Below are 15,980 nucleotides of genomic sequence, written 5' to 3'. Positions count from 1 at the left end.
TTAGGGCCTCACCGGCCAAGGCAGCAGCGCGGGCCGGGGCAGGGTAGGGTGGGCAATCTGCCCACCCTGTTGGTTCAAGTCTTAGGCGCCGGGGTTGCAGGAACCCAGCTCGCCACCAAAGATGGAGGCGTCGTAGGTGACCTGGCTTGTCGGCGTGACTTCGACGATTTCCAGAAGGTCGAACTCGGATGTCGGGTTCTCTTTACCCTTCACGACCAGCACGTCCTTGAAGCACTGGTGGTCTTCGGCGCGATAGAGTGTCGGACCGTTGCCCATGCCGTCGAACTGGAAGTCTTCGAGCGCTTCGGCAACCGCACATGGGTTGAACGAACCTGCGCGTTCCACGGCATCTGCATACAGCAGGGCCTGAACGTAGCATGTGTGCGCGGCCTGCGACGGCGGGAAGCCGTACTTGGTGCCAAAGGACTGCACGAACGCTTTGGAGCCTTCGTCCTGCAGCGACCAGTGCCAGTTGGTGGACCCGAAGATGCCCTTCACGTTGGCGCCCGCACCCTTCGCCATCAGGCGCGAGTAGAGCGGAACAACGATCTCGAAGTTCTTGTTGTTCACCAGCTTGTCGCGCAGGCCGAACTGAACCGCGTTGGTCAGCGAGTTCACCATGTTGCCGCCGTAGTGGTTCAGAACCAGAACGTCCGCACCCGATTGCAGAACCGGCGCGATATAGGAGGAGAAGTCGGTCTGTGTCAGCGGTGTTTTCACAGCCGCAACAGTTTCCCAGCCCATGGCTTCGGTCGATGTGCGCACGGCTTCTTCTGTGGTGTAACCCCAGTTGTAGTCCGCCGTCAGGTGGTAGGCCTTGCGGTCCGTGCCGTAGTTGTTGGCAAGAATTGGCGCCAGCGCCGCACCAGACATGTAGGAGTTGAAGAAGTGGCGGAAGCCATTAGCCTTCTTGTCCTTGCCGGTGGTGTCGTTGGAGTGGGTCAGACCCGCCATGAAGATAACGCCAGCCTCTTGGCACAGCGCCTGCACGGCCACAGCCACACCCGAGGACGAACCGCCCGTGATCATCACGGCGCCGTCTTTTTCGATCATCGACCGGGCCGAAGCGCGGGCCGCGTCAGATTTCGTCTGCGTGTCACCTGTGACATATTCGACTTTCTTGCCCAGGATGCCGTTGCCTTGCAGGGCTTTGGACGAGAACGTGTTCATCAGGCCGCCGTCGCCGCCACCGTTCAGGTGCTCGACCGCGAGTTCGTAGGCGCGCAGCTCGTCCGCACCTTCGTCGGCGTAGGGGCCGGATTGCGGAACGTTGAAGCCGAGCGTGACCGTGCTGCCCGTGGGCGCATTGGTAAAGCCCGAGTGGCCGTCAGCGCGCAGATACGTTGGCAGCGTCAGGCTTGCGGCACCGGCAACAGCGCCGGTTTGCAGCACGCCACGACGTGTCAGGTTCATTTTGGACATGAATATCCTCCCAATTGTTGAAATGTGCGGGCCTGCTCCTCAACGGGACCGCACGGCACCTTTTGATGCAAATACGTTATGGCGCAAAGACAGAAAATTGCGCAATAAACCCTTTGTTTTTCACAACTATTTTGTAAACATATGCACAACGCCGCGGTATACATTGTAAATTTTCTTATGTTGCGCCGCAGAAACGTGTTGAAATAGCACGCAAAGAATTGGGGGATGCGCATGGTGCGCGACGCGCTCACAGGCACTAGAATTCGCGAACGACGGGTCATGGCCGGGATCAAGCAGTCCGATCTGGCCCGCCAGATCGGCATTTCCGCCTCTTATCTCAACCTGATCGAGCACAACCGCCGCAGAATCGGGGGCAAACTGCTGCTTGATATCGCAGGCGCCCTGTCGGTCGAGCCGACGGCCCTCAGCGAGGGGGCAGAGGCGGCATTGCTGGCCACCTTGCGCGAGGCTGCGCAGGACGCCCGGATGCCCGAGGCCGAGGTGGCCCGCGCCGAAGAGTTCGCGGGCCGCTTTCCGGGATGGGCCGATGCGGTGGCGGTGACCCACCGCAAGATCGCCGCACTTGAGCGTACTGTCGAAACCCTCAGCGATCGATTGGCCCACGACCCCGAACTCGCCGCCTCCGTGCACGAGGTGCTCTCGACCGCCGCCGCCATCCGCTCCACCGCCTCGATCCTGGCGGAGGACAAGGACCTCGAGCCGGAATGGCGCGACAGGTTCCACACCAACATCGACGCCGATAGCCGCCGCCTGGCCGAAAGCTCCAAGGCTCTTGTGGGGTTTCTGGACGCCGAAACCGGCGAGGCCGCGGCCTCAAGCTCTCCTCAGGAAGAGGTCGAAGCCTTTCTCGAGGCGCATGATTACAGCTTTCCCGCCGTCGAAGAGGGGCGCGCAGATGTCGACGCCCTTGTGACAGAGGCAAGCCAGCTGACCTCCGTTGCTGCCCGCCACATCGCGCGCGGGGTGCTCGAGCGGGTCAAGGCCGACAGCGCGCAGGTGTCGATGGCTGATCTGAAGGCTGCGTTGGGCGGCGCGCCATTGGATCCGCTGGCGCTGGCCGCAACGTTTCAGGTGTCGGTGCCCCGCATGCTGCGCCGTCTGGCGGCGGTGCCGGATCTGATCTGTGGCCTTGTGGTGGCGGACAGGGCGGGCAGCCTGCTGTTTCGCAAGGCGGTTCCGGGGTTCACCATTCCGCGCTATGGCCCGGCTTGCCCGCTCTGGCCCTTGTTTCAGGCGCTGGGGCAGCCGGGGCAGATCCTTTACCAGCGGGTGCGTATGCCTGGCCGGACGGACGCGGTATTCGACTGTTATGCCGCGGCCGAACCGATCGGGCCTGTCGCGCTGAACACCGCCCCGCTGACCCAGGCCACGATGCTGATCGTACCCGTGCCGGGCGGGGACCAACGGGCAGGGCCAGAGCCCCGCGATGTGGGGGCGGCCTGCCGCATTTGCCCTGTCAGTGCCTGTACCGGACGGCGCGAGCCATCAATCCTGTCCGATGGCTTCTGAGGATTTTGACAGGCCATGGAAAACGGCACATAGTTAGCGCGCGTCGCAGACGGGCCCAAGCCCGCACAACCGGCGCAATCAGGGGAGGAGACGCAGACGTGGGAAAGCATGTTCTGCTCGTCGAGGACGAGGTCAATATCATCGAAGCCATCCGGTTCCTGCTGAGCCGCGAGGGATGGCAGGTCGACACCCATTCGGATGGGGTAACGGCACTGGATACGATCCGCGCCACGCGGCCCGATCTTGTTGTGCTGGATTATATGCTGCCGGGCAAAAGTGGCCTTGATATCCTGACCGAACTGCGCGCCGACACCGAATTTCAAAGCCTGCCGGTGCTGATGTTGACCGCCCGCGGGCAGTCCCGCGACCGCGAGATGGCCGAGAAGGCGGGCGTCAGCCGCTTCATGACCAAGCCCTTTTCCAATACCGAGGTGATGACGGCCGTGCGCGACCTTGTGCAACTGGCACAATGAGCGACGGCGCGCCTCCCCCGTCTTTCTTGAAAAGCGCAGTTACCGCCGCCGCCGCATGATGGATGCGCTGCGCATCTTGCCGGTTGTCGGCGTCATGCTGTGGCTGTTGCCCCTGTTCTGGCCCACTCCTACCGATGGGCCCGATGCGGCGACGCCCATCGCGATGTCGGATGCGATCATCTATGTCTTTGGCGTCTGGATCGCCCTGATCCTTGCGGCATTTGCTTTGTGGTGGGCGCTGCGCACCAGCCCCGAGATGGGCGAGGAAATCGCCAGGGACGAACGGTAATGGCCTCCGTCAATCAGCTCATCGCCGTCAGCATTGGCTATGTCGCATTTCTTTTCGCCATCGCCTTCTTTGCTGAACGCGCGGCGGTGCAGGGCAGGGGCGGCTGGCTACGCTCGCCCCTCGTTTACACGCTATCCTTGTCGATCTATTGCACCGCGTGGACGTTTTATGGCGCCGTGGGCTATGCCGCCCGGTCGGGGATGGAGTTTGTAACCATCTACCTCGGCCCCAGCCTTGTCATGATCGGCTGGTGGTGGGCGCTGCGCAAGATGGTGCGGATCGGGCGTATCCAACGCGCCACCTCGGTCGCTGACCTGATTTCGGCGCGCTATGGCAAGTCGAACCTGCTGGCCATCGTGGTCACGGTCATGGCCGTCATCGGCGTGACGCCCTACATCGCGCTCCAATTGCAGTCGGTGACCCTGTCGCTGTCGATTTTTTCCGTGCCGGAAGAGACGGGCAGCCTCAACCAGGTGCGCGCGGGCTTCTGGGTCGCCTTCGGGCTGGCCATCTTTACCGTGCTGTTCGGCACCCGGAACCTCAACGCCAATGAACGCCATGACGGCGTTGTCATCGCCATCGCGGTCGAGGCGGTGGTCAAGCTGGTTGCGTTGCTGGCCGTAGGCATCTTTGTGGTCTGGGGCATCGCCGGGGGCATCGGCCCGATGATGGAGCGGATCGACGCCTCGCCCATTGGCGAATGGGACATGGATCACAGCCGCTGGCTGGCGCTGACCGCCTTGTCCGCCGCCGCATTCCTCGCCCTGCCGCGCATGTTCCAGGTGATGGTGGTCGAGAACGAGGACGAGCGGCATCTGCAAATCGCCAGTTGGGCCTTTCCGCTGTACCTGATGTTGATGAGCCTTTTTGTCGTGCCGATTGCGGTGGTCGGCCTTGATCTCATGCCCGCCGGATCGAACCCGGACCTGTTCGTGCTGACCGTACCCTTGGCCGAGGGGCGTGTCGGCCTTGCCACGCTCAGCTTTCTGGGCGGATTTTCATCGGCCACATCCATGGTGATCGTGGCGACACTGGCGCTGTCGACCATGGTGTCGAACCACGTGGTCATGCCCGTCTGGCTCAGCACGAATGCCGAAGGGGCTAAGGTGTCGGGGGATGTGCGCAACGTGGTGCTGGTGGCGCGGCGGGCCTCGATCCTGATGATCATCGGACTTGGCTATTTCTACTACCGCTTTTCGGGGGGTGGGGCGGCGCTGGCCGCTATCGGTCTGATCTCCTTTGCCGGGGTGGCGCAGTTCCTGCCGGCCATGCTGGGCGGCATCTTCTGGCGCGGGGCGACCCGGTGGGGGGCGCTGGCCGGGTTGCTGGTGGGCTTTGCGGTCTGGGTCTATTGCTCGCTTCTGCCCAGTTTCGGGCCCGGCGCGGTGCTGAGTGTCGCCACCTTCGACACTGGCCCATGGGGCATCGGCTGGCTGCGCCCCCAGGCGCTGTTCGGGATCGAGGGGATCGACCCGACGGTTCATGCGGTGGCCTGGTCGCTGACGTTGAACATGGCGGCCTTCCTTGCCGTGTCGCTCATGACGTTCCCGCACCCGCTCGAGCGGCTGCAGGGCGCGCAATTCGTGAACGTCTTTGATCGCTCGACCCAGGCGCGGGGCTGGGATGCGTCGCGTGCCACATCCGAAGACCTGATGATCATGACGCAGCGCATCCTTGGCCCGCAAGAGGCCCAAACCCTGTTTCGCGCCGAGGCTCGACGCCAGGGGGTCAGCGGCGAGTTGCCCGAGGCAACGCCGGGATTCCTGCAACATCTCGAACGCGAGCTGGCCGCATCCGTGGGGGCCGCGACGGCGCATGCCATGATCAGCCAGCTGGTGGGCGGGGCGTCCGTGTCGGTGCAGGACCTGATGGCGGTGGCGGACGAATCTGCGCAAATCCTCGAATACTCCAACCAGCTTGAGGCCAAATCGGGCGAGCTGACGCGCACCGCACGCAAGCTGCGCGAAGCCAATGAAAAACTGACCGCCCTGTCGGTGCAAAAGGATGCCTTCCTCAGCCAGATCAGCCACGAATTGCGCACGCCGATGACGTCGATCCGGTCTTTCTCGGAAATCCTGCGCGACACGGACGGGTTGGGGCAGGTGGAAAAGACGAAATACGCCTCGATCATCCACGGCGAGGCGATCCGACTGACGCGGCTGCTGGATGATCTGTTGGATCTGAGCGTGCTTGAAAACGGGCAGGTCAGCCTGAACCTTGAGACGGGGCGCCTGAACGACGTGCTGAAACAGGCGGTTGTGACCGCGCAGGCGGGCAGCAGCGGTACCCTCGACATCCGCCGCCGCCATCTGAACGAAGGTGTGACGCTGACCACCGATCTCGATCGGCTGAGCCAGGTCTTTATCAACCTGATCACGAATGCGCAGAAGTATTGCGTGGCCGACACGCCGACACTCACGATCGACGTGCGCCAGGACGGGCCGCATGTCGATGTGCTGTTCTCGGACAATGGCACCCCGATCCCACCTGAAGCGCGGGCGCTCATCTTTGAAAAATTTGCGCGGATCGACGATCAGGAAGGGTCAGGCGCCGGTTTGGGCCTTGCCATCTGCCGCGAGATCATGGCGCGACTGGGCGGCGATATCTCTTTCGCACCGCAAGTCGATGGTAACACGTTCGTGGTCCATCTGCCGCGCGAGGCCGCACTGGCCGCGCAGTGATTGCGTGTAAATGCCCGCAAGGAAACGCAAAGCCATAAAGTGGTTGGTAACCAATTCCGCCTAAATCTGACGTGGTAAATGCAGGCCGGAGCAGCGGCGGAGTATATGGGCGACACCAATTCAGACACCGTGTTGGGGCGTATTGCGGCGGCAGGCCGCGATGCGCGCAAGGCACGTGCGATGACGCTGCAAAAGGCCTTGCGCGTGACCATGGCGAAGGTGGCAGACAGCCTGATGGGCCTGCCCATGGCCGTGATCGGCGCGGTGGTCCAACCGTTGGACGGTGAGGGGGTCGAGGATGCGCTGAGTGACGACACCCTATTGCTGCTGCTGGACGGGCCGGGCCGTTGTACAGGTGCGGTGATGATGGATCCAATCGTCGTCGGCGGGCTGATCCAGCAACAGACCATCGGCGCGGTGCGTCCCGACACGGGCGCGACGCGGGCGATGACCCGCACGGATGCCGCGATCTGCGCACCGCTGATCGACGCGCTGATAGAACGGGCCGCCCCCATACTCGACGATCCCGAGGATCGCGCGCTGATCGAGGGGTTCCGCTTTGGGGCCAAGGCGGATGATGCCCGCACGCTGGCCATGGCGCTGGATGCGCAGGATTACGCCCTGATCCGGGTCACGGTCGACATGGAGCGCGGCGCGCGGCAGGGGGACATCACCCTTATCCTGCCCAAACCCGAAGCGCGCCAGGAGCAGGTAGAGGATGAAGAAGACGGCGAGGGCGCACAGCCGAAAGGCCCCGATTTCGCCAAAACGGTCATGGGATTGAACGCCGATCTGAACATGGTGATCTGCCACCTGAACGTCCCGCTCAGCGCGCTGCGCGCGATGAAAGTGGGCCAGGAGGTGCCGCTGACCCCGGGCCAGTTCCCGAATGTGCAGATTGTCACGCGCACGGGCCGGGTTGTGGGCAAGGGCATTGTGGGTCACGTGGACGGCGTGCGCGCGGTCAAGCCGCAACGCAAACCCCTGCACGCCTCGCAGCCGCTGCGCCGCGCCAGCGATGCACCACAGGTGGACATGCCCGAGGTCGAAGACTTCAACAGTCGCCGACGCCGCGATGCGGACGAGGCCGAAGAAGACATGCATATCGACGAGATCGAAGTGAACCTCAGTGCGACAGAGGAGACCGATGATCTGGCGAACCTGCCCGCACTGACCACGATATCCACGGCCCTTGAAGAGGTGGGGGAAGACCCCGCATCAGATGATCCTGACGATCTTCCCGATCTCAACGATCTGCCAGACTTGGCCGACTTACCCGATCTGGCTGACCTGCCGGACCTTGCGATGCAAAACACCGGCTAACGCCACAGGCTGAAGCCCAATTGCTACTGCCAGCCCTGCTTCTTGCGCGCAATCGACTCGAGTGTCGGGCGCAGATTGTCGAGGTCATAGCCCCCCGAGCGGGCCGCAGCCAGAATGTCATCCGTCTGCATCTCGCCCGCCTGGCCGAGGCACCACACAACCGTCGACCGCGTCCCCGACGCGCAATAGGCCAAGACCGGGCCTTGCGCTTGGGCGGCCACATCGAAATGGCGCGCGACGTTTTGCGCGTTCATGGATTGGTGCGTCAACGGCAGGCGCACGAATTCAAGCCCCGCCGCTGTCGCGGCCGCCTCGATGGCGTCGGCCTGAAAGGCCGGCGGCACCTCTTCGTCGGGGCGGTTGCAGATCACCGTGGTGATCCCGGCCGCCGCGATATCCGCCATGTCAGCCGGATCGACCTGGGGGGCCACGAAATAGGTCGGTGTGATTTGTCGGATGTCCATGTTTGAAAACCTAGATAGCGGCGCGGCGACTGTCCAGCGCGCGCCGCAATGGGGGCACCGCCCACATGCCTGCAAGCATGGCCATCAGGAACACCGCGCCCGGCCAGCCGCCATAGCTGAGCGAGGCAAGCGCAGGCCCGGGGCACAAGCCGACTAGCCCCCAACCGATCCCGAACAGGACCGAGCCAAGGATCAGCGGGCGCGTGATCTCTTGCGTGGGGCGGGCGGGGAAGGTGTCTCCGGTCAGGGGCGCGCGCCCGGTTGTCATGCGCCACGCAATCACCATGGGCACGATTGCGCCGCCCATCACGAAGGCCAGCGTGGGATCCCACGCACCGGCAAAGTCCAGAAATCCGCGCACGCGGTCCGTGTCCGTCATGCCGGAAATGTGCAAACCTGCCCCGAAGAGGGCACCACTCAGCAGCGACAACAGCGGGCGCATCACAGCCCCAACCCCACGCGCAACACCGTGACCGTGACAGCACCTGCACCGATATAGGCAAGGGTCGCCACCAGCCCGCGCAGCGACAGGCGCGACAGCCCACACACTCCGTGCCCTGACGTGCACCCATTTGCAAAACGTGTGCCGATGCCGACGGCCAGCCCGCCCAGAATCAAAAGCCAGATTTGCGAAGTCGCATGTGTCGCGACCTGCCAGCCCACGAGGCTCATCACTGCGGGCATCCCCACAAGGCCCAGAACAAAAGCAATCGTCGCACTGCGATCCGTGCCAGAGCCGTCAACCAGCCCCCCAACAATGCCGCTGGCCCCCATGATCCGCCCCGTGCCCAGCAGCAAAAGCGCCGCCGCACAGCCGATCAGCAGCCCACCGAACAGCCCGTAGATCCACGCGATGTCCATATGCGCCCCCCTCAGGCCAGAAAAATGCCTACGATCACCAGCATCAGCCCGATGACCGAGACAAAGAGTGCCCCAAGGTTGAGCGGCAGGACGCGCGCCATAACCGCGCGCATCGCGTCATCGGCCAGCTGCGCACGCCGCGCTTTCCAGACCGAGATGATGCACCAGATCAGGCCGATCAGCCCTATGACGGACAGCGCGGCGCCGCCCCAAATCAGGCCATCGAAAAGGGTGAATGATGTGCTGTTTTCCATGGGCCACGGGCTATCCGACACGCTCGGTCTTGGCAAGCCGCGTTGCCCCTTGCAGGGTGGCGCAGGCCCCGCTATCCAGCGGGTTCACCACCGCCAAGGAGCCGCCCATGTCCGACACCGCCACCAACGCCGAAAGCTACCGGGTCACCGCAGACGAACTGCGCCAGTTCATCGAACGGATCGAACGGCTGGACATGGAAAAGAAAGACCTCGCCGACCAGCAAAAAGAGGTCATGGCCGAGGCCAAGGCACGCGGGTATGACACCAAGGTCATGCGCAAGGTCATCGCGCTGCGCAAGCGCGACAAGGACGACATCGCCGAAGAAGAGGCGGTGCTCGAGATGTACAAGGAAGCGCTTGGCATGGGCTGAGGTCCGCGCCTCAGACCTTCCGTTTCAGACCTTGTTTTCAGGCCGGTCCCAGACCGGTTTGAACACCAATCGGCGCAGCGGCATCGCGCCGCCATCTGCCACCAGCCCCACTTTGAGCGGATTGCCGTTGCGTTTGTCTTTCAGCTCAAGCGCCGGCTTGCCGTCCTTGAGATGTTTGTCCCCCCACTGCATCAGCGCCAGGATCGCGGGTACCAGCTCGCGCCCCTTTGGTGTCAGCACGTAGGCATAGCGCGTGCGCGCCGCGCCGTCGCGGTAGGGTTCCTTGGTCGCCAGCTCGTTTTCCACGATCTTGGCCAACCGCCCGGACAGGACGGATTTGGGGATACCAATGTCGGCTTGAATGTCGGCGAACCGGCCCACCCCGTAAAACATTTCGCGCAGGATCAGCCAGGTCCAGCGATCCGGCACGATGTCGAAAGCAAGGGCGGCGCCGCACTGGTCCATGGGAACGGGGCTTTGGCGGATGGGATTGGATTCTGGGTTTGACACGTGAACTCAGGCCTGTCAGTTTGGTTTTGCTCTCACAAAGGGTATCGCGCCATGACCGATCAGACCACAGAAATCGCGCCAAAGACCGGGGGATGCTACTGCGGAGCGCTGCGTTATGCGCTTTCTGCGCGCCCATTGGTCAAGGGACAGTGCCATTGCCGGGTCTGTCAGCACATATCAGGTGGCGGGCCGCAGTACTTTCAACTGGTGGCGCCAGAGGCGTTCCGGTGGACGAAAGGCAAGCCGCAATGCTTCACCCGACCCGATCTGCAAGACGCGGTCACCCGCTTTTTCTGTGGAACATGCGGCACCCACATCCTGACACAGCGGCCAGACCAGAGCGCGCTGGTGCTCAAGGTCGGAACGCTGGATGATGCAAGCCGATTTCGCCCACATGTTGCGATTTGCCACGCCGAGGCGCCTGCGTTCCACAGCGTGCCGGACGGTATTCCTGTCTTTGAGGGGTTGCCGCCCCGCTAGGGTCAAGGTGCGATAAAGGTCACTCCGGGGATGCGCGAGACGACGTGCATGTCTTCCTCGTAGATGTCGGTCAGGGTATCGATCGTCTCTTCGGTCCAGCCGGGGGCATCGAGTTCCTCTTCGATCTCGTCCTCCAGCGCGAACTTGTCGAGGAAGGCGGCAATCACGCGCCGCTTCTGCATCTCGGTCATGGTCGGGTGGGATTTGAGGTAGGCACGAAAGCGCTGCATGCCCTCTTGCGACATGATCTCGGCCAGCAGATCAAACCCGCCGATGATCTTTTCGCCATGTTCCAGCCCGGCCATTTCGCGGATGATCTGGGCCCAGATCATCGGCATGTCCTCAAAGCACCAGGCGGTGATCGTGATCCGCGGCGCCACGGCCCGGATCGCGGACAATGTGTCGGACCAGCGGATCGCAAAAGGGTCAGCGCCGCGCAAAAACGCGTTCATGTCCTCCTGGGGCGCGTTTTCAAACAGGGCGGGCAGGAAGGTCGCAGGATTGCGCAGGGCGAGGAACACCTCGATGTCGTCATGCACGAACAGTTGCGCAAGGCGGGCGAGGCGGTCGGGCGCGGCTTCGTAGATCATGCCATTGCGCACGCAGGCGCGCGGTGCGCCGAACAGGAACATGTGGCTGAGAATCATCCGGTCGGCATTTTCGTCGTCCAGAATCACATCAAGCAGCACATCACGCGCATCCGGCGCGGGCGGGGCGGCCTGAAGGGCGGCCATGGTCTCCTTGAGCAGTGTGCGATACTTGCCCGGACCGGGCACCGCGACGCCACGTTTGGAAAAGTCCTCCTTGTTGCGCAAAAGGCACCGAACTAGGCGCTCTTCCTCAGTAAAATGTGCGCCTGCGTGCAGGACCAATTGCATCTTTGGGTGCCTCAAACTTGCCCTTCGGGTTCGATGCCACCCTATACCCGAATTGGCGGGGGATAAAACCTCTGCCCACAGTGCAAATTTGATCTTGCCAGCTCTGCGCACAAGGATTAGACCCCCGTCGCAGCGCCCCTATAGCTCAGCTGGTAGAGCAACTGATTTGTAATCAGTAGGTCCGCGGTTCGAGTCCGTGTGGGGGCACCATTTCTTCCCTTGAAATCTAGCAACATCAAATACTTCGTTGTGCCGTGTCTTTATTGATCCCACTGCACGAGGTAGATGGGTAAGTGTTCCATCTACTTCCAAACGGGCACACGCGCCGTTTTCCGGCCGCGATTATCTGATGTATCCGTGGGCGGTTAAACTCTGACCCAATGCCCACGGAGCATTGCGATAACCTGCGCGGACCTGAGCCTCCGGACGCTGGCCAAGTTCTTTCCCGCACCGCAGCAAACGCGACAAGCCTGATCAGAAAGGCGCACACGCTCAGTTCAAAAGCCTTTCTTCTGCGCTCGCAACACGTTGTTTTTTCACAGAATGAGCGGAATGCGGCCCACTTAAAATTGTATGACGTTTCGTCCGGCTTGTGGTGTCCTCGTCCCAGAGAGGAATTCAACGTATTGACGCAAATCGCATCATGTCGATGCAGCGTCAGGAAAGGGCAGGGCCAGTTCGCAGTCCGCTGCCAGTGCGTTTAGATCCCGGCGCAGCGCGGAGTTGAGGAGGAGCCCGTTCTCGCGGCGCGACTGAGCAAAGGCGCTCTTGCCATCGCCGGGCAATCGAACCGGGTCATGGCTGGGCAATGGGGGTGATGCGCGCATTTCGGCGAAAACCCGGGCAGCCTGATTGCCAAAGTCGTCGCCAATACCAAAGGCAGCGGGATCCAGGGCTACGACGAACTGTCCGGTATTGGTGGGGGATGTCGTGTCTTTTGTAAAATCAACCACATCCGACCCAAATGCTGCGCCGTTCAGGACCCCAGCCATCAGCCCGATGGCCGCGGACAGGCCGAAACCCTTGGGTCCGCCAATTGGAAGCAGGAAACCTTCGGATTTGCGCGCCGGATCGGTTAACGGTTTCCCATCGCGCCCGACCATCCAGCCCTCGGGCATCGGTTCTCCCTGTTGCAGCAACGTCTTGATCTTGCCCATTGCGGCCACGGTGGTGGCCATGTCGAACACGAAGGGATCAGGCCCCGCGGCCGGCGCCGAGAATGCAATCGGGTTGGTGCCGATAAGAAGGTCGGAGCCACCATAAGGGGGTACGTGGTTCGCGCTTCCCACTGCAGCGGCCATACCCAGAAGTCCCGCCTCGGCCTGCGGGCGCACGTAAAGCGCAAGAGGGCCTGCGTGATTTCCGCGCCGCACGCCGACCCAGCCAATCCCGGCTGTGCGTGCCTTCTCGATGGCAAGATCGCGCGCGGCCGCCATTGCGAGATGCCCAAGCCCGTTGTCGCCATCAATCACGGCCATCGCCGCGGTTTCTTCGACACGGGACACCGTCGCCGTCGGGTTGCATCCGCCGCCCTCAAGCCGCGCCAAATACTGCCGCAGGCGGAACACGCCGTGGGTGCCGTATCCGAAGATGTCGGCCTCGACCATGAGGCCCGCGACCGTGGCCGCGTCTGCGTCTGGCACCCCCCGCGCCATGAGCGCGCGGGAGACAAAATCGCTCAGGTCACTGACCGGGATCGCAGGTCCGTCAGCCATCATAGGACCCCACGGTTTCTTTTTGCCAGAAGACGACGCGGCGCTGTGTCCACTGCACGGTCAAGTAAAGAACAAGGCCGACAACGCTGAGATAGAGGATCAATGAGAACACGCGTGGTGTGTTGAGTTGCGACGCTGCGACACGGATCAACTCGCCAAAGCCTTTGCCGCCGCCGAGGAATTCGCCAGTGATCGCCCCCGCCATCACGCCAACCGCACCGATCTTCAGGCCAGTAAATATCTGCGGCAGACCAGTTGGCAGTTTCATTTTGATCAGGGTCTGCATCCGGCTGGCACCCATGGTTTTGAACAACATACGCGCGTTTTCATCCGCCGCATGCAGGCCGGCGGCAGTGCCAACAACGATGGGAAAGGTCGCGATGAACGCGGCCAGTGCGACTTTGGATTCAATCCCGAAGCCCAGCCAGGCCACAAAGAGCGGTGCAAAGGCCACCTTGGGCATGGTGTCGATGGCCACGAGGTAAGGCATCACCGCCTTTTCCCCGAACGCGGTTTCCCCAACGAGCACGCCGAGCGAAAAGCCGATGGCGATGGCAAGGGCGAAACCGTAGATGACCTCTTTGATGGTGATCCAGAGCGCGCCGAGCATGTAGCCGCCCGTCAACAGATTTTTGCCGACAAAGATCATGTCGTTCAACGTCTCCATCGGGGTCGGCAGGATGATGGGTGACACGAGGTTCAGGCTTGTCGCCAATTGCCAGGTTCCGACAAAAACGACGAAGACGAAGATCATGGCGATCGAGCGGGGAACGGAATCGATGAAGGCCACTTCCTGGACCCAGACCGTGTCCTGATCCGTCTCGGCGTCTTTTGAAGCGTTGGTCTGCAACTCGGTCACATGTCTTCTCCCTTGTCCAGCATGCCCCGAATGTGATCGACGATTTCGCCGAATTTCGGCGTTGTCATCATGTCGAGAGTCCTTGGTCGCGGCAGATCGACATCAACGATCTCGGCAATGCGGCCCGGGCGCGGCTTCATTACCACGATTTCGTCTGAAAGAATGACTGCCTCTTGAATGGAATGGGTGACGAGGAATGCCGTCGCGTTCTGCTCGGTGCAGATGCGTTGCAGTTCCATGTTCATCATGTCGCGCGACAACTCGTCGAGCGCGCTAAAAGGTTCGTCCAGCAACAACACGGCGGGTTCCGTGATGAGCATGCGACAGATCGAGGTGCGCTGCGCCATGCCGCCCGAAAGCTCGTTTGGATAAACGTTTTCGAAGCCGCTGAGGCCCACGATGTCCAAAAGCTCGTGCGCCTTGTCCATTGCTTTCTTGGCGGCGGCCTTGCCATCGCGAATTTCGATCGGAAGAACTATGTTTTCCACCGCGGTTTTCCAAGGGAAGAGCGTTGCCTGCTGGAACATCATCCCGATATCGCGCCGCGGCCCGGTTACCGGCTGGCCCTGCAATACGACGCGTCCTTTGGAGGGCGGAATCAACCCGGCCATGATCTTCAGAAGGGTGGACTTGCCGCAACCACTGGACCCGATAACAGAAGTAAAGCTGCCCTTGTTGAGCGTCAGATCCACGTTCTGGAGTGCGACAACAAGGTTGCGCGCGTAGGTCTTGCTGACGTTCGACAACTGGTAAACCGGCGCATCCGTGGGCGCGCCGGTCAAGTTTTCTGTCAGGACGGAATTCATCCGCCAACTGCCTCAGCGCCGAGGGCGGCGAATTCGTTGGTCCAGATGGCATCCAGATCGTCAAGCGGCGCCGCAATCTCACCACCGGCGACAAGTGCATCCTGCCATTCCGCCCAAACCTCAGCCGGGTACCAACCGTTGTGCGGGCTGCCTTCTGGCGGGATCGTCTTGGAGCGCACCGCGTCGAAGAGAGCGGACTGGAATTCCTTGTCTTCGCCTTCCTGCGGATTTCCGTCCGCAAGATGCTTTAGGACGGTCTCGCGGTTGGCGTCGTCCAGCGCAAAGGCATGCCCTTTCGCGAAGGCGCGGCTCCAACCTTCGACAAGTTCGCGGTCATTCGCGATGGTATCGGCCATCGTCGCGATGCCGTTGCCGAAGAAACGGCCGAACTCAGCGGGGGTGATGTCCCGCACGGCCATGCCGCGCTGGTTGAGGATTGCGGTGTCCGCAGTTGACGCGGAGTAGGCGTCAATTTCGCCATTCAGGAACGCCGCTGTTGCCGGGCCGCCATCGCCCACGGTCAGGAATTCGAAATCCGTGCCTTCGGTCATGCCCGCGCCCGTCAACACGTTACGCGCAAAGCCCACTTCGGCACCGTCGGCTGTGCCTGTACCGATGACCTTGCCGCGAAGCTCTTCAACGGATTGGAACGCGCTGTCCTGCTGGACGGCGATGCCAAAGTTGCTGCGCGCCGCCACATTGTAGATGTGGACCGCGTTGACGCCGCGAGACCGCGCCGCGATGAGCGGGCCCGGGCCGGGACGGCCGAAATGAGCCTGACCCGCGGAGAGCGCCTGCAGCACCGCGCCAGAGCCGTTGATCGCCTCGACAGTGACGTTCAAGCCTTCCTCTTCGAAGAACCCTTCGCCAATGGCAACGAAGACCGGGAATGAATTGATGGCCGACGGGCTTGGCTGCACGAAGGTGATATCGCGCAGGCTTTGTGCCAGCGCAGACGTGCCCATCATGCCAGTGACTGGAACAGCGGCAAGCAGTGAGGCTGTGAATGTTCTTCTGTTAATCATGGTTAGTCTCCTCCCTAGTGTTTTGCCCATCGAAAACCG

Annotated in this window: 18 protein-coding genes and 1 tRNA gene; 8 read left to right on the top strand and 11 right to left on the bottom strand. The window is 62.2% G+C overall.

The features are described from left to right. Nucleotides 1-81: 81 nt before the first annotated feature. Nucleotides 82-1,422, bottom strand: a complete 1,341-nt coding sequence (locus ACMHLQ_RS03430; protein ID WP_415403367.1) for a substrate-binding protein — start codon at nucleotides 1,420-1,422, stop codon at nucleotides 82-84. Between the two features lie 231 nt (nucleotides 1,423-1,653). On the opposite strand from ACMHLQ_RS03430, the gene ACMHLQ_RS03425 reads away from it, so the two are divergent. The 5 genes from ACMHLQ_RS03425 to ACMHLQ_RS03405 all read left to right on the top strand — a co-directional run bounded on the left by ACMHLQ_RS03425 (nucleotide 1,654) and on the right by ACMHLQ_RS03405 (nucleotide 7,718). Next, the gene (locus ACMHLQ_RS03425) at nucleotides 1,654-2,952 is read left to right on the top strand and encodes a short-chain fatty acyl-CoA regulator family protein (RefSeq protein ID WP_415405350.1); all 1,299 of its coding nucleotides are present in this window, start codon (nucleotides 1,654-1,656) and stop codon (nucleotides 2,950-2,952) included. Nucleotides 2,953-3,050: 98 nt separating this feature from the next. Continuing rightward, nucleotides 3,051-3,425, top strand: coding sequence for a response regulator transcription factor (locus ACMHLQ_RS03420; RefSeq protein ID WP_415403366.1), 375 nt, complete (start codon nucleotides 3,051-3,053; stop codon nucleotides 3,423-3,425). A 55-nt stretch (nucleotides 3,426-3,480) separates the two neighbouring features. After that, the gene (locus tag ACMHLQ_RS03415; protein WP_415403365.1) at nucleotides 3,481-3,714 is read left to right on the top strand and encodes a hypothetical protein; all 234 of its coding nucleotides are present in this window, start codon (nucleotides 3,481-3,483) and stop codon (nucleotides 3,712-3,714) included. After that, on the top strand, nucleotides 3,714-6,395 hold the full coding sequence (locus ACMHLQ_RS03410; protein ID WP_415403364.1) for an ATP-binding protein: 2,682 nt from the start codon (nucleotides 3,714-3,716) through the stop codon (nucleotides 6,393-6,395). The genes ACMHLQ_RS03415 and ACMHLQ_RS03410 overlap by 1 nt, the downstream gene beginning before the upstream one ends. 78 nt (nucleotides 6,396-6,473) lie before the next feature. Then, on the top strand, nucleotides 6,474-7,718 hold the full coding sequence (locus tag ACMHLQ_RS03405; RefSeq protein ID WP_415403362.1) for a hypothetical protein: 1,245 nt from the start codon (nucleotides 6,474-6,476) through the stop codon (nucleotides 7,716-7,718). Nucleotides 7,719-7,741: 23 nt separating this feature from the next. Here ACMHLQ_RS03405 and ACMHLQ_RS03400 read toward each other — a convergent pair whose 3' ends face one another. From ACMHLQ_RS03400 to ACMHLQ_RS03385, 4 genes are read right to left on the bottom strand one after another with little or no spacing between them, the layout of a single operon-like run. Beyond that, a complete protein-coding gene (locus ACMHLQ_RS03400; protein ID WP_415403361.1) occupies nucleotides 7,742-8,182 on the bottom strand; it encodes a TIGR01244 family sulfur transferase in 441 nt (146 codons plus the stop codon). Between the two features lie 10 nt (nucleotides 8,183-8,192). Then, the gene (locus ACMHLQ_RS03395; RefSeq protein ID WP_415403360.1) at nucleotides 8,193-8,624 is read right to left on the bottom strand and encodes a DUF6691 family protein; all 432 of its coding nucleotides are present in this window, start codon (nucleotides 8,622-8,624) and stop codon (nucleotides 8,193-8,195) included. Further along, nucleotides 8,624-9,043, bottom strand: a complete 420-nt coding sequence (locus tag ACMHLQ_RS03390) for a YeeE/YedE family protein (RefSeq protein ID WP_415403359.1) — start codon at nucleotides 9,041-9,043, stop codon at nucleotides 8,624-8,626. The genes ACMHLQ_RS03395 and ACMHLQ_RS03390 overlap by 1 nt, the downstream gene beginning before the upstream one ends. An 11-nt stretch (nucleotides 9,044-9,054) precedes the next feature. Further along, entirely contained in the window at nucleotides 9,055-9,297 is a 243-nt protein-coding gene (locus ACMHLQ_RS03385) for a hypothetical protein (protein ID WP_415403358.1), read from the bottom strand. A 107-nt stretch (nucleotides 9,298-9,404) separates the two neighbouring features. Here ACMHLQ_RS03385 and ACMHLQ_RS03380 point away from each other — a divergent pair, with 107 nt between their 5' ends. Next, nucleotides 9,405-9,668, top strand: coding sequence for a DUF2312 domain-containing protein (locus tag ACMHLQ_RS03380; RefSeq protein WP_299376497.1), 264 nt, complete (start codon nucleotides 9,405-9,407; stop codon nucleotides 9,666-9,668). Nucleotides 9,669-9,692: 24 nt separating this feature from the next. Here the strand turns inward: ACMHLQ_RS03380 and ACMHLQ_RS03375 are convergent, their stop codons facing one another. Continuing rightward, entirely contained in the window at nucleotides 9,693-10,133 is a 441-nt protein-coding gene (locus ACMHLQ_RS03375; RefSeq protein ID WP_415403357.1) for a winged helix-turn-helix transcriptional regulator, read from the bottom strand. 96 nt (nucleotides 10,134-10,229) lie between these two features. On the opposite strand from ACMHLQ_RS03375, the gene ACMHLQ_RS03370 reads away from it, so the two are divergent. Further along, the gene (locus tag ACMHLQ_RS03370) at nucleotides 10,230-10,658 is read left to right on the top strand and encodes a GFA family protein (RefSeq protein WP_415403356.1); all 429 of its coding nucleotides are present in this window, start codon (nucleotides 10,230-10,232) and stop codon (nucleotides 10,656-10,658) included. Nucleotides 10,659-10,660: 2 nt separating this feature from the next. On the opposite strand, the gene ACMHLQ_RS03365 is transcribed toward ACMHLQ_RS03370, so the two are convergent. Next, on the bottom strand, nucleotides 10,661-11,536 hold the full coding sequence (locus tag ACMHLQ_RS03365) for a hypothetical protein (RefSeq protein WP_415403355.1): 876 nt from the start codon (nucleotides 11,534-11,536) through the stop codon (nucleotides 10,661-10,663). 134 nt (nucleotides 11,537-11,670) lie between these two features. Here ACMHLQ_RS03365 and ACMHLQ_RS03360 point away from each other — a divergent pair. Further along, nucleotides 11,671-11,746, top strand: a tRNA-Thr gene (locus ACMHLQ_RS03360). Nucleotides 11,747-12,177: 431 nt separating this feature from the next. Here the strand turns inward: ACMHLQ_RS03360 and ACMHLQ_RS03355 are convergent. Genes ACMHLQ_RS03355 through ACMHLQ_RS03340 form a run of 4 tightly spaced genes read right to left on the bottom strand, consistent with a single transcriptional unit; the run spans nucleotide 12,178 to nucleotide 15,941 of the window. Then, on the bottom strand, nucleotides 12,178-13,251 hold the full coding sequence (locus tag ACMHLQ_RS03355; protein WP_415403354.1) for an Ldh family oxidoreductase: 1,074 nt from the start codon (nucleotides 13,249-13,251) through the stop codon (nucleotides 12,178-12,180). Further along, the gene (locus ACMHLQ_RS03350) at nucleotides 13,244-14,110 is read right to left on the bottom strand and encodes an ABC transporter permease (RefSeq protein WP_415403353.1); all 867 of its coding nucleotides are present in this window, start codon (nucleotides 14,108-14,110) and stop codon (nucleotides 13,244-13,246) included. Before ACMHLQ_RS03350 ends, ACMHLQ_RS03355 begins: the two co-directional genes overlap by 8 nt. Beyond that, on the bottom strand, nucleotides 14,107-14,916 hold the full coding sequence (locus ACMHLQ_RS03345; protein ID WP_415403352.1) for an ABC transporter ATP-binding protein: 810 nt from the start codon (nucleotides 14,914-14,916) through the stop codon (nucleotides 14,107-14,109). The genes ACMHLQ_RS03350 and ACMHLQ_RS03345 overlap by 4 nt, the downstream gene beginning before the upstream one ends. Then, nucleotides 14,913-15,941: an ABC transporter substrate-binding protein gene (locus ACMHLQ_RS03340; protein WP_415403351.1), complete on the bottom strand. Its 1,029-nt coding sequence runs from the start codon at nucleotides 15,939-15,941 to the stop codon at nucleotides 14,913-14,915. Before ACMHLQ_RS03340 ends, ACMHLQ_RS03345 begins: the two co-directional genes overlap by 4 nt. Between the last annotated feature and the right edge of the window lie 39 nt (nucleotides 15,942-15,980).

The sequence above is a fragment of the Tateyamaria algicola genome, assembly GCF_047715485.1.
Taxonomy (GTDB): domain Bacteria; phylum Pseudomonadota; class Alphaproteobacteria; order Rhodobacterales; family Rhodobacteraceae; genus Tateyamaria.
This window is presented reverse-complemented; position numbering and strand designations above follow the sequence as displayed.